Origin of the sequence: Paucisalibacillus algeriensis, from assembly GCF_000577245.1 — a bacterium.
Lineage (GTDB): Bacteria > Bacillota > Bacilli > Bacillales > Amphibacillaceae > Ornithinibacillus.
The window spans coordinates 233,544-249,861 of record NZ_CBYO010000016.1; the positions used below are offsets into that span (position 1 = coordinate 233,544).

At 37.6% G+C, this 16,318-nt stretch carries 17 protein-coding genes; 11 read left to right on the forward strand and 6 right to left on the reverse strand.

Annotated elements, in window-relative coordinates; genetic code table 11:
* The first annotated feature begins 33 nt into the window (after nt 1-33).
* From dhaK to dhaM, 3 genes are read left to right on the forward strand one after another with little or no spacing between them, the layout of a single operon-like run.
* Nucleotides 34-1,023 (forward strand): dihydroxyacetone kinase subunit DhaK, encoded by a 990-nt coding sequence (gene dhaK / locus TY11_RS13275; RefSeq protein ID WP_042146914.1) that lies wholly within the window; start codon nt 34-36, stop codon nt 1,021-1,023.
* A 15-nt stretch (nt 1,024-1,038) separates the two neighbouring features.
* Nucleotides 1,039-1,656, forward strand: coding sequence for a dihydroxyacetone kinase subunit DhaL (dhaL, locus tag TY11_RS13280; protein WP_042146915.1), 618 nt, complete (start codon nt 1,039-1,041; stop codon nt 1,654-1,656).
* A 1-nt stretch (nt 1,657) separates the two neighbouring features.
* Nucleotides 1,658-2,029 (forward strand): dihydroxyacetone kinase phosphoryl donor subunit DhaM, encoded by a 372-nt coding sequence (dhaM, locus tag TY11_RS13285; protein WP_042146917.1) that lies wholly within the window; start codon nt 1,658-1,660, stop codon nt 2,027-2,029.
* 245 nt (nt 2,030-2,274) lie between these two features.
* On the opposite strand, the gene TY11_RS13290 is transcribed toward dhaM, so the two are convergent.
* Nucleotides 2,275-3,612: a trypsin-like peptidase domain-containing protein gene (locus TY11_RS13290; protein WP_042146919.1), complete on the reverse strand. Its 1,338-nt coding sequence runs from the start codon at nt 3,610-3,612 to the stop codon at nt 2,275-2,277.
* A 156-nt stretch (nt 3,613-3,768) separates the two neighbouring features.
* On the reverse strand, nt 3,769-4,218 hold the full coding sequence (locus TY11_RS13295; protein ID WP_042146921.1) for an Lrp/AsnC family transcriptional regulator: 450 nt from the start codon (nt 4,216-4,218) through the stop codon (nt 3,769-3,771).
* 200 nt (nt 4,219-4,418) lie between these two features.
* On the opposite strand from TY11_RS13295, the gene TY11_RS13300 reads away from it, so the two are divergent.
* The 3 genes from TY11_RS13300 to TY11_RS13310 are packed head-to-tail and all read left to right on the forward strand — an operon-like array spanning nt 4,419 to nt 7,153.
* A complete protein-coding gene (locus tag TY11_RS13300) occupies nt 4,419-6,032 on the forward strand; it encodes a gamma-glutamyltransferase family protein (protein WP_042146922.1) in 1,614 nt (537 codons plus the stop codon).
* 30 nt (nt 6,033-6,062) lie between these two features.
* Entirely contained in the window at nt 6,063-6,623 is a 561-nt protein-coding gene (locus TY11_RS13305; RefSeq protein ID WP_042146924.1) for a chromate transporter, read from the forward strand.
* Nucleotides 6,623-7,153: a chromate transporter gene (locus tag TY11_RS13310; RefSeq protein ID WP_042146926.1), complete on the forward strand. Its 531-nt coding sequence runs from the start codon at nt 6,623-6,625 to the stop codon at nt 7,151-7,153. The genes TY11_RS13305 and TY11_RS13310 overlap by 1 nt, the downstream gene beginning before the upstream one ends.
* Nucleotides 7,154-7,226: 73 nt before the next feature.
* On the opposite strand, the gene TY11_RS13315 is transcribed toward TY11_RS13310, so the two are convergent.
* Nucleotides 7,227-8,018 (reverse strand): HAD family hydrolase, encoded by a 792-nt coding sequence (locus TY11_RS13315; protein WP_042146929.1) that lies wholly within the window; start codon nt 8,016-8,018, stop codon nt 7,227-7,229.
* Nucleotides 8,019-8,259: 241 nt separating this feature from the next.
* Between TY11_RS13315 and TY11_RS13320 the strand changes: the two genes are divergently transcribed.
* Complete coding sequence (locus TY11_RS13320) at nt 8,260-8,712, forward strand: GNAT family N-acetyltransferase (RefSeq protein WP_042146932.1); 453 nt, start codon at nt 8,260-8,262, stop codon at nt 8,710-8,712.
* Nucleotides 8,713-8,795: 83 nt separating this feature from the next.
* Nucleotides 8,796-9,407, forward strand: coding sequence for a VanZ family protein (locus tag TY11_RS13325; protein ID WP_042146935.1), 612 nt, complete (start codon nt 8,796-8,798; stop codon nt 9,405-9,407).
* A 46-nt stretch (nt 9,408-9,453) separates the two neighbouring features.
* Here the strand turns inward: TY11_RS13325 and TY11_RS13330 are convergent, their stop codons facing one another.
* Together TY11_RS13330 and TY11_RS13335 are read right to left on the reverse strand one after the other, a co-directional pair.
* Nucleotides 9,454-11,151 carry a M3 family oligoendopeptidase gene (locus TY11_RS13330; protein ID WP_042146937.1) on the reverse strand — a complete coding sequence of 566 codons (1,698 nt, stop codon included), beginning with the start codon at nt 11,149-11,151 and terminating at the stop codon, nt 9,454-9,456.
* 309 nt (nt 11,152-11,460) lie between these two features.
* Complete coding sequence (locus TY11_RS13335) at nt 11,461-12,663, reverse strand: dicarboxylate/amino acid:cation symporter (protein ID WP_042146940.1); 1,203 nt, start codon at nt 12,661-12,663, stop codon at nt 11,461-11,463.
* A gap of 199 nt (nt 12,664-12,862) precedes the next feature.
* Here TY11_RS13335 and TY11_RS13340 point away from each other — a divergent pair, with 199 nt between their 5' ends.
* Nucleotides 12,863-13,153, forward strand: coding sequence for a hypothetical protein (locus TY11_RS13340; protein ID WP_042146943.1), 291 nt, complete (start codon nt 12,863-12,865; stop codon nt 13,151-13,153).
* 104 nt (nt 13,154-13,257) lie between these two features.
* On the opposite strand, the gene TY11_RS13345 is transcribed toward TY11_RS13340, so the two are convergent.
* Nucleotides 13,258-14,106 carry a CvfB family protein gene (locus TY11_RS13345; protein WP_042146946.1) on the reverse strand — a complete coding sequence of 283 codons (849 nt, stop codon included), beginning with the start codon at nt 14,104-14,106 and terminating at the stop codon, nt 13,258-13,260.
* Between the two features lie 600 nt (nt 14,107-14,706).
* On the opposite strand from TY11_RS13345, the gene TY11_RS13350 reads away from it, so the two are divergent.
* Together TY11_RS13350 and hxlB are read left to right on the forward strand one after the other, a co-directional pair.
* On the forward strand, nt 14,707-15,708 hold the full coding sequence (locus tag TY11_RS13350; protein WP_042146949.1) for a LacI family DNA-binding transcriptional regulator: 1,002 nt from the start codon (nt 14,707-14,709) through the stop codon (nt 15,706-15,708).
* A gap of 43 nt (nt 15,709-15,751) precedes the next feature.
* Nucleotides 15,752-16,306 (forward strand): 6-phospho-3-hexuloisomerase, encoded by a 555-nt coding sequence (gene hxlB, locus TY11_RS13355; protein ID WP_042146952.1) that lies wholly within the window; start codon nt 15,752-15,754, stop codon nt 16,304-16,306.
* Nucleotides 16,307-16,318 lie beyond the last annotated feature (12 nt).

Below are 16,318 nucleotides of genomic sequence, written 5' to 3' on the forward strand. Positions count from 1 at the left end.
GGGTCCTTTTATAATAAACCGGGGGGATTTTGGATGAAAAAAATTATTAATGATCCGAATCAAGTAGTACAGGACATGATCGATGGCTTGATCGTAGCAAATTCTAAGCACTTAAAACAAGTGCCCGACACGTTTGTAGTAGCGCGAAAAGATGCGCCGATAAACGGAAAGGTTGCGCTAGTTAGTGGTGGTGGAAGTGGTCATGAGCCAGCACATGCAGGCTATATTGGGAAGGGAATGTTAGATGCTGCCGTTTGTGGAGAGGTTTTTACTTCCCCAACTCCAGACCAAGTCTTTGAAGCAATTAAAGCGGTGGATGGAGGTGCTGGTGTATTTTTAGTTATTAAAAACTATACCGGAGATATTATGAATTTTGAAATGGCTGCAGAGCTGGCAGAAGCAGAAGGAATTCAAGTGGAGACAGTAATCGTTAATGATGATGTTGCAGTAGAAGACAGTTCCTTTACAACTGGACGCCGTGGGATTGCAGGGACGGTTTTTGTCCATAAAATTGCAGGTGCAAAGGCGGAAAGAGGTGCTAGTTTGAATGAAGTAAAAGCAGTCGCTGAAAAAGTTGTTGCTAATGTTCGTTCAATGGGAATGGCACTCACACCATGTACGGTTCCTGCAGCAGGTGAGCCAAGCTTTGAACTTGCAGAGGATGAAATGGAAATCGGAATGGGAATTCATGGTGAACCAGGTATTAATCGTGGGTCTATTGCAACGGCTGATGAAATAGCAACCACTCTAACGGAAAAAGTATTGTCAGACCGTGACTTTTCAGGGGATGTCGCAGTTCTAGTGAATGGGTTAGGGGCAACTCCCGAGATGGAATTATATATTATGAATAAAAAGGTTCATGAATTATTAGCAGCAAAGGGTATTAACGTATATAAAACATTTGTTGGTGAATACATGACATCACTCGAAATGGCTGGCTGTTCTATCACAATCCTTCAACTAGATGATGAACTAAAAGAATTACTTGACGCAGAATCGATTGCTCCAGCATTTCGTATGTAGAAAAGGGGAGATTCCATGGAATTAGGCGTTCCAGATATCGTAAAGTGGTTTGACTTTGCAAATAAAAAAATTCAGCATCATAAGGACTATTTATCTGCACTTGACCGTCCTATAGGGGATGGTGACCATGGAATTAACATGGCTAGAGGCTGCAAAGAAGCAATTAATAAAATCATGACCAAAAACTATGCCGAGCCATCAGAGGTTATAAAAGATGTAGCGATGGCATTGTTAGCAAAGGTTGGAGGAGCATCAGGACCTTTGTATGGAACAGCTTTTTTGAAAATGTCAATGGCGGTCAAGGGTTATGAAGTCTTGAGTTTAAGTACACTTGCAAATGGTATGGAAGCGGCTCTTGCAGGACTGAAACAACGAGGAAAATCTGATATAGGTGAAAAAACACTCATAGATGTTTGGAGTCCGATGGGTGACTATATTTCTACAGGAGAAATCAGTTCGGATGGTTTAATTGAACTTGCGAGGGATGCTTTAGAAACATCAAAAGATACCATGGCAACAAAAGGAAGGGCAGCTTATTTTAAGGAAAAGTCTATTGGTCATATTGATCCTGGCTCAGCATCTTCATTCTATATTTTTGAGGCTCTAGCTGAAGTGATAAAGGAGAAAGAATAATATGAATTTTGTAGGTATTGTACTAGTCTCACATAGTTCAAAAGTAGTTGAGGGATTATTAGACATTATTAGGCAAGTTATTCATGATGTTCCTATAGCAATCGCAGGTGGAACGGATGAAAATGAGATCGGAACAAACGTTGAAAAGATAATGTCTGCCATAACAACTGCGAATTCCGGTAAAGGAGTTCTCGTACTCTATGACCTAGGAAGCGCGAAAATGAATGCTGAGGTCGCTGTAGAGATGCTAGATTCAATACAGATAAAAATAGTAGATGCTCCATTAGTAGAAGGAGCTTATGTAGCCGCAGTAGAGTCAAATATGAGAAAGACACTTGATGAGGTTTACGAGGCCGTAATGAAGGAATTTTAACAAACAGGGTCTAGCATCCTTATAAAAGGAATGCTAGACCCTGTTTGTTTAAAATATTTATTTTGGCTGATTTCTAAAAAGATTGATGTTTTTTCCGGATAGTTTAATCTATCAAATAGTAGATAGGTAGTGTGCGGTACATCCCCCATAATTATAGTGAGATAGCGGGTATGTTACTCTACCCAAAATCCTAGTTATCGCGCAGTTTCTCTGAATAGCAACAAACTGTACGAAAACAGCCTTTATTAAAATGGGAAATACTCTTCTAGTTCTTCATCGTAGTAGTACCATAGACCATCGTATTCATCATAGTACGTCCATGCCTGTATGTATTCATCGTAGTAATACCACTGGTCCTCCACTTCGTCATAATAACTCCATTCACCTGTTTCCTCATCGTAATACATATTGGGGTCCGTGCTAGGGTCTACATATCCTTCATCGGTATAGGAGTCCGTACTGTCACCTTCAGACCAATTTTCTTCATGGTACTCATTACCATCATCGTACCAGTTGTCATAGTGAGAATTTTCATCCTCAAAGTATTCCCAAAGAGCATCACCAAACTCCGCCCAGAAATCCTCATAATCATATTCCCAGTAATTGTAGTAATCTTCATCTTCGGAATACTCACCACCATCAAAGTATCCTTCACTCCATGAATCCTCGTTATACGTATCCCCATAAAATTGTGCGAGGATATCTTCTTCGTTCATCGGATGATTAATCCATGATTCAATTAGGGAATGTACGGTATATAAGGGAATGCTAAATCCGATTGAAGCTTCCTCAATACTCTCGGCAGAGTTAATGGCCACAATTTTTTCTGATACCTTATTTATTAATGGGCCACCACTGCTACCAGGGGAGATTGGAGCAGAAATCTGATACAAATTATCATAAACGTACGGATCAATTACAAAACTTCGATTTTTCCCTGTGATATATCCCATTGTTGCAGTGTTTTCTAGACCAAGTGGACTACCAAGAGCAATGATTTCTTCTCCTATTTTAGAAGTGTCCGAGAATTCAAGTTCAAAAGGTTCTATACCTACTAAATCTGGAACAATTATAACCGCAACATCGGTTTCATTCGAATAACCAATAACCGTGCCAGGATATTCTGTACCATCAATTGTTTTGATAAAAACCTCAGTTTCTCCTTCTACAACGTGAGCATTCGTAACAACCGCACCATTATTATTATATAGGAAACCAGATCCTTGGCTGTACTGTGTAAAAACAGTATAGACGCTTTCTTGTGCAGTAGCGATAATATCGCTTAATTCTCGTTTTTGCTCATCTTGTAATTCTTGTTTTTCGGTAGGTGGCGCGGTAGTTTCCACTACTTCGGGTTCTTGTTCAGGTTCTTTAGGTATTATCTTTGAAGCAAGATTTTCTGGTGCTTTTGAGTAAAAGGTTGTTACCACAAAAACACTAAGTGCAATGGAACCGACTAGTAATAGCGATAAGAAAATAATCGTAAAAGGATTCAATTTTTGCTTAATTTTCTGTTTGGCTCCACAATGAGGACAAAAATTTGAGTTGGGCCGTCGCTCTCTTCCACACGATTGACAGAACATATTCGAACCTCTTTCCATGTAGTAAATACTATAATTATAGCACGAAAAGTGTAGCTTTAAGCGTGGTATAAATGATTTTGAAGTAGATTTTTAGGTTAATAATTTGCTAGTTACTGTTTTTGGTTTTGTGAGTGTAAACCAGTGTAAAGAAGACACTTACAACTTATAGCCTGTCCTACTCTTAAATCGCTTCAAAATGACGGAACTTTCTACTCGTGTTATCCCCTCAACAGAATAAAGCTGATCATTAATAAAGGTTTCAAGTTTTTGAAAATCCTCTACCAACACATGTGTATGGAGTGTACTTGGCCCTGTCATCTGATAAATACTAGCCACATTTGGATTGTTAGCTAAATTCTCGGCAACCTTTTGTAATTGTTTCGGCTCAACATCAACCTCAAAAAATGCTGACACCTTCATTCCTATTTTTTCTGAATTTATAACAACGGAAAACTTTTCAATGATTCCTTTATCTTTCAGGTTTTTAATGCGGTCTTTTACAGCAACACGTGATAATCCAACTTTTTCTGCTAATTCCACATAGGATAACCGACCATCTTCTGATAAAAGGGATAGTAACTGTTTATCAATGTCGTCGATTTTCATACTCAATCAGCTCCCTGTCAATATATTGGTATTATTATAGGTTAAATATGAACAAAAGGAAAGTAAATGAAAGCAAATCGCTTTAAAAGTTAAGTATTTGAGCTTAACAGCTTAATTTTTGAAGATTATCAGATTGACAGAATACTATATCTTTCGTAATATGATATATAATTTCGAAGATTCATAAGGGAGGGGATTTTATGCTTACGATTAATCATCAAGCTTATCCACATTCTAATACAAGACATTCTACATATGGAAAAAAAGGTATGGTAGCCACATCCCAACCGCTTGCAGCACAAGCTGGACTAGAGATTTTGAAAAAAGGTGGAAATGCTATTGATGCGGCTATTGCAACTGCTGCATGTTTAACAGTTGTAGAGCCAACTTCTAATGGCATTGGTGGGGACGCATTTGCATTGGTTTGGACGAAAGGTGAATTACATGGATTAAACGCCAGTGGGAAAGCACCGAAGCATATATCAATTGATGCTGTCAAGGAGGCTGGACATGATGAAATCCCAACACACGGTTGGATTCCAGTTACAGTTCCAGGTGTTCCTGGAGCATGGGCCGAACTTTCCACTAAATTTGGAAAGCTTCCACTTGAAGAAGTATTAAAACCTGCTATTCAATATGCTCAAGAGGGGTATCCAGTTTCGCCAACGTTAGGAAAATACTGGAACTATGCGTATAAATCCTATAAGGCAAAATTAACCGATGATGTGTTTAAGCATTGGTTTGATACTTTTGCACCAAATGGAAGAGCACCAAAGGTCGGGGAAGTATGGTCATCAGAAGGTCATGCAGAAACCCTACGATCAATTGGAAAAACAAATGCAGAATCCTTTTATCGTGGAGAATTAGCAGAAAAGATTGCTCAATTTTCAAATGAAACTGGTGGCTATTTAACTGCAGAAGATTTAGCAGAATTTAAAGCTGAATGGGTGAAACCAATCTGTGTCAATTATCGTGGCTATGATGTTTGGGAAATCCCACCAAATGGTCAAGGTATTGTTGCATTACAAGCTTTGAACATTTTAAAAGGTTTTGATTTTCCAGAACGTGACTCTGTAGATACGTATCATAAGCAAATTGAAGCATTAAAATTAGCATTTGCTGATGGTGAAAAATATGTTACTGATGATGGGCATATGAGGGTTAAAGCGGAACAACTACTTAGTGATGATTATGGTGAAATACGCAGAAAACTCATAGGAGATGAAGCATTATTCCCTGAAGCAGGAGACCCCTCCTTAAGTGGAACGGTATATTTAGCTGCAGCTGATGAAGAAGGAAATATGATTTCCTATATTCAAAGTAATTACATGGGATTCGGCTCTGGCCTAGTTGTACCCGATACAGGAATTGCATTACAAAACCGTGGGCACAACTTTTCAATGGACCTGGAGCACTCCAATGCTTTAGCTGGTGGAAAGCGTACCTATCATACAATTATCCCTGGATTTATGACAAAGGGTGATCAACCAGTTGGTCCATTTGGTGTAATGGGTGGCTTTATGCAACCACAGGGACATGTCCAAGTTGTCATGAATACTATTGATTTTGGAATGAATCCACAGTCAGCGCTTGATGCACCACGTTGGCAATGGATGAAGGAGAAGGTAGTGGAGGTAGAAAATAGATTTCCACACCATTTAGCACAAGGTTTAGCTGAAAAAGGACATCATATTAAAATAGCATTAGAGCCAAATAGCTTTGGTCGTGGACAGATTATTTGGCGGAATCCCGAAACAGGAGTATTAGCTGGGGGGACGGAATCAAGAACCGACGGAACAGTAGCGGCTTGGTAATACGTTTAACTGAAAGGTGAATAGTCTTTTATGAAAACACAATGGAATTTATTCATAGCTTTTTTTCGGGTAGGAATCTTGGGCTACGGTGGTGGCCCTGCTTCGATTCCGCTCATTCACAAAGAAGTGGTTTCTACGTATAAATGGATGAAAGACGAAGAGTTTGGTGACATGCTAGCACTTGGCAATACCCTTCCAGGTCCAATAGCCACAAAACTGGCGGGGTATATTGGGTACCGAGTATCCGGTGTAATCGGTATGCTTAATGCCGTATTAGCAACTACTCTACCGACCATTATTTTATTAATTATTTTGCTATCAACCCTTGCCTCGTTTAAAGATATTGATTGGGTAAAAGGGATGACAGCAGCCGTGATCCCTGTAGTGGGGATGATGATGGTAACTTTGACATGGCAGTTTTTTGATAAAGCAAGAAAAGGCATGGGTTGGCTCCAAACGAGTATCATGACAGGTGTCGTATTTATATTCCTTATTTTCTTAGATATTCATCCTGGGATTATAATAGCTGTCTTAATCGTTTCTGCGCTCGTTATCCGGGATAAAAAACGGGAAAAAGGAGTGAATGCCTAATGCAGACGTATTGGGAAATATTTTTGGCCTTTTTCATTCCTGGGATACTTGGATATGGTGGTGGTCCCGCATCGATTCCGCTAGTAGAAAATGAGGTTGTTGGAAGATATGGTTGGATGTCTGTTCAGGAATTTAGTGAGGTGTTGGCAGTAGCTAACTCCCTTCCAGGACCAATTGCCACTAAAATGGCGGGTTATGTTGGCTATGAAGTTGGTGGTATTCCGGGAGCGGTCATCGGAGTATTCGCAACTGTAGCACCATCGTTAATTATTATGATCGCTTTACTTGGGCTATTATATAAATACAAAGACTCCCCTAAAGTAAAAAGAATAACGTTATTTGTTCGACCAGTAATAGCAATCTTGTTAGGATTAATGGCTTGGAGATTTTTCTCTGAGTCGTATGTAGGGATAGGTATTCTACACACTGTTATTATTGGGGTTGCAAGTTATTTATTAATTGAACGGATCAAAATCCATCCAGCATTTGTAATTTTAGGTGCATTTGTGTATGGGGGATTGTTATTGTAATGAAAATGCTACGTATCCCTATGGAGTACGTAGCATTTTTTAGGATATAGTAATTTCATATTTGACTGTCTAATTACTTAACTAACCCAAGCATTTTCAATCCTTGATAAACTCCAGCTTCATTAACAGTAGTGGTTGAATACTTTGCGAATGGCAATAAATTTGGATGAGCATTTCCCATAGCAAATCCCTCGCCGACTGTTTCTAACATTTCTTTGTCATTCATCCCATCTCCAAAAGCAATTGCCTCTTCTGATGATATACCCAGGTGTTTTAGTGCTACTTTAACCGCCTCGCCTTTATTGGCAGATAGTCGAATAAGATCATAACAATCCTGTAACCCATTTACATTTACCTCAGCAAGTCGAATATCCTCATCTATCTCATATAGATAAGCTTCCTCCGGACGGACATTAATCAATGAAGCTCCTAGTACGTAACTGGTCATTTCTTCATTTATTGGAAGAAGGCTTTTATTCGTTACTTGAAAAAGTTCTGTGAAATTTCTAATGGCTGTTGAATCAACATTTATTGCATAATTACTTTCACTAGTATAAAGAATGACTTCATGATCATGTTTCTTTGCTATGCGTACATAATCTTCTACAATATCTTTTTTTATTGGTGCATCTAAAATATTTCTACCTTGGTAAACTGCATAAGCACCATTATAACCTATATAGGAATTAATTTTTAGATCTTCAGCTAGTTCACTTAGCTCATGGGTAGGTCTACCAGTTGCTAAGAAAACTTCCATACCCTGATCTTGAATCTGTTTAATTGCTTCTTTTGTCTTAGGGTGGTAGGTATGATCTGGTTTTAAAATAGTTCCATCAATGTCTAAGAATAAAATTTTATACGCCATATGCATCTCCTCAATATGTCATGATGAAGATAGTTTATCACAGAAAGTAAAAGTAATCGAACAACATCTGTTATACATATTAGCCAAAAACAGTAGTAAAATCGGTAAATATTTATGTTAAGATAGGGGAAGAGATAGTATAATATTTATAGATTTTTGAATTTATGCTAAAATATAAAGTTAAGCGTATTCACTCTATTTAGATGTGCTCAATCTATTTCCAATAAGGCAGGAGAAAAGTATGGACATAAGAAAACTTAGCAAAGAGGAAGTACCTCCAATTGAATTATTGTTATTAGCAGACCCTTCTGAAGAAATGATTATGGGTTATCTTCAACGCGGGGATTGTTATGTTGGTGAATTGAACAGTGAAATCGTCGGTGTATATGTACTACTTCCAACAAGACCAGGAACGATGGAAATTGTGAATGTTGCCGTTTCAGATAAACATCGTGGTAAAGGGATTGGTAAAAAGTTAGTTTCCGATGCTATCCGAAAAGCAAGAATAGGTGGGTATAATGCTATTGAAATTGGTACAGGTAACTCTAGCATTAATCAATTAGCATTGTATCAAAAATGCGGATTTAGAATTATTGGTATTGATACAGACTTTTTTATTCGTAACTATTCAGAGGAAATTATTGAATTTGGAATTCCGTGCAGGGATATGATTCGGTTGAAATTAGATTTATAAATTAACAGTAGTCCTTTCATCTAAGTATCTCTCTAATGAACAGGAACCTTTTTGGTAATAGAATAATGTAAGGGTGAGAAAAGGTGTATTATAATATTGACGGAGATGTTTTTGTCGTCATTTCTATCGTAATTTATGTAGTTGTAAAAGTCATAACTAGTATTAGAAATAAATCACAACAGTTCAATTGGATGAGAGAGATTATATATTTTCTTTTTGTATTGTATATGTCCATGGTAGTATCTGTTACATTATTCCCCTTACCATTGGGAGATTTTTATGCGGTGGAAAGTGTTTTTAGAAATATGAATGTCATCCCATTTAGGACGGTATTACTGGATATTAAGCAGATTGGCGTTGCTTATGAAGGGGATTCACTATTCATGATTAGCTTAATTGCGAGAAATGTACTAGGCAATATCCTTTTATTGATGCCTTTTGGGTTTCTAGCACCAATAGTATGGAAAAAGTTAAAGTCTCTTCGATATACCTTACTTGCTGGGGGCGCGGTTTCTGTTGCCATAGAATTCTTGCAACTGCTTGAATCTTCATTAGGTATGGTAGGAAGAATTACCGACATTGATGATCTTATTTTTAATGTATTAGGTACCTTAGTGGGATATTTAATCTATAAGTTATTTGTGTTTGTGGTTTCTAAGCTTAATATAAAGAGGCTCCATAAGTTAGTTGCATAACAAAAAAGGGATTGAGGTCGATAGCCCCAATCCTTTTTTGTTCTAATTATAGTGCTTTATCATCCACAGATTCAAGCCATTCTTCAATTGCTTGAACGGTGTACTCTACTGTACCATCTTCAAATGGTGACTGAAGATTAGCTGCTTTTACTAAACCTAGGAAGGGTTTAGACCCTCCAAGCTTACATAGATTCAAGTAATCATTCCATGCTGCCTCACGATCTTCCCTGGAACGCTTCCAGAACTGGAATGCACAAATTTGTGCAAGGGTATAATCGATGTAGTAGAATGGAGATTCATAAATATGACCTTGACGTTGCCAGATTGCACCAGTTCCCCAATAAGGCATATCACCGTAATCACGATGTGGTAAATATTTTTCCTCTAATTGTTTCCATGCCACTTTTCGATCTTCTGGAGACCATTCAGGATTTTCGTAAACTAGATGCTGGAATTCGTCAACAGCTACACCATACGGTAGGAAACGAAGTCCACTCGCTAAATGGGAATACTTATATTTATCGGTATCCTCTTCAAAGAATAGATCCATCCATGGCCATGTTAAGAATTCCATGCTCATTGAATGGATTTCTGCAGCTTCATGTGTTGGCCAAATATATTCCGGAATTCCAATACCACGACTTTGATACACTTGGAATGCATGACCTGCCTCATGAGTTAGAACGTCTATATCTCCAGAAGTACCATTGAAATTAGAGAAAATAAATGGTGATTGATAATCTTCTATAAAGGTACAATATCCACCTGATTCTTTACCTTTTTTCGCTTCTAGATCCATTAAGTTCCGATCAAGCATATAGTGGAAAAATTCATTTGTTTCTGGTGAAAGTTCTTCATACATTTTCTTGCCATTTTCAATAATCCATTCCGGTGAACCCTTCGGTGTTGCATTACCTGTTTTATATTCAATACTTTCATCATAAAATTTCAAAGAATCAATCCCAATGCGCTCAGCTTGTTTCTTAAATAGTTTCGTTACTAATGGAACAATAGATTCCTGAACCTGTTTTCGATAATTAGCTACCATATCCGCATTATAACCAATTCGCATCATACGGATGTAGCCAAGTTCAACAAAGTTCTTGTATCCAAGTGTTGTTGCAATATCATGACGTAATTTCACTAATTGGTCGTATATAGCATCGAATTTTTCTGCGTTCGCTTCAAAGAATCCAGAAGCAGCAGAAGCAGCTTTTTTACGTGCATCACGGTCTCTATCCTGCATGAAAGGTCCAAGTTGTGCTAATGTATATGTTTCTCCGTTAAACTCAACTTGAGCAGATGCAACCAATTTGGAGTATTCAGAAGTAAGCTTGTTCTCCTGTTGTAGTAATTCGATTACCTCTGGTGCAAATGCTTTTATGGAGTAATCTGCAATCTCAAAAAGTTGTGTTCCCCACTTTTTCTCTAAATCAGAACGAAATGGAGTCTTGATTAATTCCTTATAAAAATCAGTATCTAGCTTTTGGATTTCAGGAGTAATCTCGTCCATGTAATCGCGTTCCTTTTGGTAATATTCATCATTAGTGTCAATGGAAGCACGGATATACACTAGGTTAAATAATGTTGAAAAGTGGGCGCGAAACGCATTAATCTGTTCTATTGCCTCGTTTTGCTCATCCGCTGATGTAGCATTTTTAAAAGCATCTAGCAATACCGCAAACTTTTCTTGATTCTGTTGAAGATCCGGACGCTCGTATGTATAATTTTCAAATGTCTGCATGACTGTTCCCCCTAAATAAAAAATTCTTACTTTTCTAGTGTACACTATTTTTGGGAAAAATAAGATATTTTTGTTATTAAGAATTGAAAAGATAGTTTGGTAAAGAGTCTTTGGTTGTTAAGGGAGTTTGGTATCGCTAATGGACACATGTTTCCGACCCTCGGGCACAAGGTTCTCAATCATGGTCCCAAGCAGCAAATCCTCGGTCAAAAAGTTTTCAACCAGGGTCCAAAGCTCCAATACCACGGTGTACTTATTAAGCAAAATAGAAAGAACCGACCCTCCCAGGTCGGTTCTCCACACCGTGTTTTATGCTACCTTAGCGTTATTTTTCTTCTCAGATTGCTCAATCACAACACTTGCTGTAGCATCCCCCATAATATTAACAGACGTACGCATCATATCAAGAATGCGGTCGATACCAGCGATTAATGCAATCGCTTCAAGTGGTAAATTAACAGCTGCTAAAGTCATGGTAAGCATCACCATTCCAGCGCCTGGTACTCCTGCAGCACCGATTGACGCAAGAGTCGCTACTAAAGCAACGATTATTAGTTGGCTGAAGGTAAGGGATTGGCCAAAGTATTGTGCGGTAAACATAACAGCTATCCCCTGGTAGATTGCTGTTCCGTCCATGTTTATGGTTGCGCCTAACGGAAGAACAAAACTCGAAGTTTCTTTGGAGACACCTAAATTTTCTTGGGTGTTCTTCATGGTTACAGGCAATGTTCCAGAACTACTACATGTTGTAAATGCAACTGATGCTGCTGGAAAGATTCCTTTAAAGAAATGCATTGGGCTCATTTTTCCGAGGGATTTCAGTGCGATTGAGTAAACTACCAATACTTGAATTAGACAAGCAATTAGTACGGCAAGAATTAATTTCATTAATGGCGTTAATACATCCAATCCATACTGCCCAACAATCGGTGCTAGTAAACCGAAGATACCGAGAGGGACAAGTGTCATTACTACAGAGGTGATTTTATACATAATCTCAGCTAGTCCATCAAAGAAACGTTGGACGGGTGCCGCTTTTTCTCCAACCATTGTAATTCCAAGTCCAAGGAAAATGGCAAAAAAGATAATTTGTAGAACATTTGCAGTTGCTAGGGATTCGATAGGATTAGTAGGTACTATGTTAAGTAGAGTATCAATAACACTTTGTGTTTCACCTGACGGAATATTTTCTTCATTTAACTGTACATCGACACCAGTGCCTGGAGAAAGGACCGATGCAATGGTTAAACCAATGGCTATAGCAAGGAAACTGGTAGTTAAGTAAAAAATGATTGTTTTCCCACCAAGTCTACCAAGCTTTTTCAAATCACCAGCACTGGTAACTCCAACAATGATTGTTGCTAATATTAACGGAACGATAATAAACTTAATTAAGCGTAAAAATAAGTCTCCTAGTGGCTGAACAAACGTTGCACGTTCCCCAAATATTAATCCGACAATAATAGCTAATGCAAAAGCGGCGAGTATTTGCCACAAAAAACTCTTTTTCATAGATTAATCTCCTTTCTTTTGGTATGATAAAAATAATTATGTCATGAAATTAAGGTCACATCCTTTCTTTACTAAAGTATGAAAGCACTTTCAAAAAAAGTGTTTGTTAATTTGTATTCGAATAATTCGGAAATTATATTAGTATATCAAAAAAATTTTGATATTTACTATAAATACATCATAAAAGTGAGGTGTAAGCATGTTAGTTCAAGCGGTTATAACAATAGCTGCCGTCTTAGCAGTAGTAGCTATTATCTTAGGCTTTATTTTCTTGAAAACAACGGGTGGCAATGGCTATTTACCATATTACCCAAGTGCTATTCTATTCTTTGGCGGTATCATCGTTGTTTGCTCAGCTACTCCACAAAAAATCATGATTTGGGAAGCTGGCCTAGGTGGATGGGGAATTGCATGCCTATTCGCTGCTGGTATCAGTTTCTTGGTGACTAGTATTAGTCATGCATATCAAGTCCATGATGGGAAAGCATAAAAAAATGAATTGATTAGTAATTATATTTACACATAACTAAAAAAACATCGCACAGTTCTTCTACTGTGCGATGTTTTTCTTCAAATTGAAATTTTTCTTATAGATTATTTTAAATAGGTATTCCCATCACGCTGCTCAATCTTTCCTTCTTTCATTAGTTTGCCTAATGCACGTTTAAAGGCAGCTTTACTAATATTAAATGTTCCACGAATATCCTCTGGGTCACTTTTGTCACTAAATGGGATCATTCCATCATGTTCCTCTAAATGTTCTAATATCATATCTGAATCTTCAACCATTCCGTGTTGCTTCAATGGACGAAGGGAGATATTTAATGTCCCATCATATTTAACTTCAATTATTCGACCTTGTACAAGTTCACCTAAACGAGGTTCACTTTTTCTTTCCGAATGGTGAATAAATCCGCGGTAATTATCATCGGTAATGATTGCAGTACCTTCCCTGCTAGTATGATAAACACGACCGGAAACGGTTTGATTTAAAAGTGAATCCGGAGCGAGTTCAATTTCTCGTGCAATTACCCCTTCTGTAGCTGGAATAGCAAGTAGTCTACCTTTACGGTCCTTACCTAATGTTACATAAAGCATATCCTCTTCTTTAGGCCAAACATCTTCGAATAGTGGTAAATCATCTTTAGATACTAAGAATTCTTTTGTTGTTCCAATATCTACAAAAGCACCTAAATGTGGAAGGACATTCACAACTGTTCCCCACCCATATTGATCCATTACAATATTAGGGAGCTTCATTGATGCAGTTAGATTCCCTTTTTTATCCTGGTATAAAAACACGTCAACTTTTTGGTCAACCTCTAATTCACCATCTGCTTCATTATGATGAAGTAATGCTTCTGTCGTATCCTTTTTTAACACATATCCAGTATCAATTTTTCGGTCAACTGACATGGATTGAATTGTACCTAATTCGTTCATCCTTAACCCTCATTTCTTATGTATTGGAAAAGGGATACCCTAGTATTTAGGGTACCCCTTATATTTCTAAAGTAACACATCGTTTTTATATATATCCCGAAATGCATCGGGTGGGAAATTCAATTTAATTTGTTTATCAAAAGTTGTTATCTCGGTAACGCTTCCGAGTTCTTTCTAGAATTTCACTTAACCGCGGTAAACCTTCCACCTAGATTAATATCGTCCCGATCCCAGTGGTGATAGGAAGTAACTGAAATTAATCCGATGTCTTCTAACTTAAGCAACGTAAGCCCAACCTTCTCTTACGTCCTTGCGACCCCTTAGTCGCGCCAGTGTGAATAAGCATCAACAAAAACATTGTAGACTGCCAGATTCGAATGTTACTTTAGGTAACTAGATTATTATCGCATGGGAAGGGAAGTTTGTCAAATCTATTAAAGCTAATTATAAAGATGGCCATTTAGAAAAGCAAAAAAATAAAATAAAAATAAAAAACTATTGTAAAGCGGTTACATTTGATTTATACTTACACTAAATCGGTTTAGTAAACCGGTTTAGTAAATCGGTTTAGTGATAAACCACATAGGAGTAATTGATTTTATGAAAACGGTGACAATTACAGATGTGGCAAGGCAAGCTGGGGTTTCCAAGAGTACCGTCTCCCAGTACTTAAATAAACGTTATGATTATATGGCTGATAAGACGAAAAAGAAGATTGAACAGGCGATAGATGAATTAGGCTATCATCCAAATTTTATAGCAAGAAGTCTAAAGCAAAAGTCAACAACAACAATTGGTGTGATTACGGCGAATATTCTTCATGTGTTTTCAACCCAAATCATTCGTGCCATTGAGGATTTTTGCAATCAGCAAGATTTCCATGTCATTCTCTGTAATGCAGATGATGATCCTCAAAAAGAAAAAAAATACATTGATATGCTTCGTGCAAAACAAGTTGATGGAATTATTATTTTTCCTACTGGAAGCAATGTTCAGTCCTATCAACAAATGATTAAAGAGAATTTTCCAATAGTCTTTGTTGACCGTCATGTTCCAGGGATTACGACTAGTGCCATATTATTGGATAATATGAAAGCGGCTACACTTGCGGTAAATGAATTAGTAACTAAGGGATATGACCGGATTGGGATTATTATGCCGGAGAACGCCGAAAGTATTACTCCTAGAATGGAGCGGATAGAAGGATATAAAAAAGCATTACAAGATAATGGGCTTTCTTTTTATCCCGACTACATGAAAAGCGTAGAAGTTCAAGGAATGCAAAAGGGACTTGAGGAAATGTTAGACTTACCTGAACCGCCAAATGCAATCATAGCTGGGAATGACTTGACTCTCTATGAAGTACTGAAGTACACAAAGCAAAAAGAGCTTAGGATTCCTGAGGATTTGGCTTTAATTGCAATTGATGATGTTCCCTTTGCAAATATTTATTATCCAACTATCACTTCGATAGCACAACCTGCTTTTGAAATGGGAACAAAGGCAGCAAATCTACTATTTGAGAAAATAAAAAACAAAACCATTCCGAGTGAAGAAATATTTCGTTTTGAACCAAAGCTAATTGTTCGTTCATCCAGCTAGTCCTAAGAATAGACATGTACAAAGACACAGAGGAGTTTGTTTAATGAAAACAATAATTAAAACGGTTTCAAGTGAGATCACTGAGGTATTAAATCGAGTAAATGAAGAGGAGGTTGTTCAATTACATGATGTAATGACATCTTCAAATCGAATTTTTATTGCGGGTACAGGCCGTTCGGGCCTCATTGGAAAAGTATTCGGTATGCGGTTAATGCACAATGGTTTCAATGTGTTTATTGTTGGTGAAACAACAACTCCAAGCATTCAGAATGGAGATATTCTCTTACTTATATCTGGGTCAGGAAACACAGCATCACTTGTAAACTTTGCGAAGAAGGCAAAAGAAGTAGGAGCAAAGCTTGCTTTAGTAACTACAAATCGAAAATCTACAATAGCAGAAATGAGTGATTGTGTGATCACCATTCCAGCAGCTACTAAGAAACGTAAGCCAGAGGAACCAAAAACTATACAACCACTTGGTAGTCAATTTGATCAGTCGGCACATTTATTATTAGATGCCCTAATCGTTTATAACCTGGTAAATAATGAGGGTAAGGATCATGAGCAATTAAAAAGTAGACATGCCAATTTGGAATAGAAAAGAAAGAAG

Bases quoted from the DNA above. Each gene is read 5' to 3' on its own strand.
- dhaK (WP_042146914.1), top strand. From the start codon at position 34: ATGAAAAAAATTATTAATGATCCGAATCAAGTAGTACAGGACATGATC.
- TY11_RS13305 (WP_042146924.1), top strand. From the start codon at position 6,063: ATGAAAACACAATGGAATTTATTCATAGCTTTTTTTCGGGTAGGAATC.
- TY11_RS13300 (WP_042146922.1), top strand. From the start codon at position 4,419: ATGCTTACGATTAATCATCAAGCTTATCCACATTCTAATACAAGACAT.
- TY11_RS13290 (WP_042146919.1), bottom strand. From the start codon at position 3,612: ATGTTCTGTCAATCGTGTGGAAGAGAGCGACGGCCCAACTCAAATTTT.
- TY11_RS13310 (WP_042146926.1), top strand. From the start codon at position 6,623: ATGCAGACGTATTGGGAAATATTTTTGGCCTTTTTCATTCCTGGGATA.
- dhaL (WP_042146915.1), top strand. From the start codon at position 1,039: ATGGAATTAGGCGTTCCAGATATCGTAAAGTGGTTTGACTTTGCAAAT.
- TY11_RS13340 (WP_042146943.1), top strand. From the start codon at position 12,863: ATGTTAGTTCAAGCGGTTATAACAATAGCTGCCGTCTTAGCAGTAGTA.
- dhaM (WP_042146917.1), top strand. From the start codon at position 1,658: ATGAATTTTGTAGGTATTGTACTAGTCTCACATAGTTCAAAAGTAGTT.
- TY11_RS13330 (WP_042146937.1), bottom strand. From the start codon at position 11,151: ATGCAGACATTTGAAAATTATACATACGAGCGTCCGGATCTTCAACAG.
- TY11_RS13315 (WP_042146929.1), bottom strand. From the start codon at position 8,018: ATGGCGTATAAAATTTTATTCTTAGACATTGATGGAACTATTTTAAAA.
- TY11_RS13295 (WP_042146921.1), bottom strand. From the start codon at position 4,218: ATGAAAATCGACGACATTGATAAACAGTTACTATCCCTTTTATCAGAA.
- TY11_RS13320 (WP_042146932.1), top strand. From the start codon at position 8,260: ATGGACATAAGAAAACTTAGCAAAGAGGAAGTACCTCCAATTGAATTA.
- TY11_RS13335 (WP_042146940.1), bottom strand. From the start codon at position 12,663: ATGAAAAAGAGTTTTTTGTGGCAAATACTCGCCGCTTTTGCATTAGCT.
- TY11_RS13350 (WP_042146949.1), top strand. From the start codon at position 14,707: ATGAAAACGGTGACAATTACAGATGTGGCAAGGCAAGCTGGGGTTTCC.
- TY11_RS13345 (WP_042146946.1), bottom strand. From the start codon at position 14,106: ATGAACGAATTAGGTACAATTCAATCCATGTCAGTTGACCGAAAAATT.
- hxlB (WP_042146952.1), top strand. From the start codon at position 15,752: ATGAAAACAATAATTAAAACGGTTTCAAGTGAGATCACTGAGGTATTA.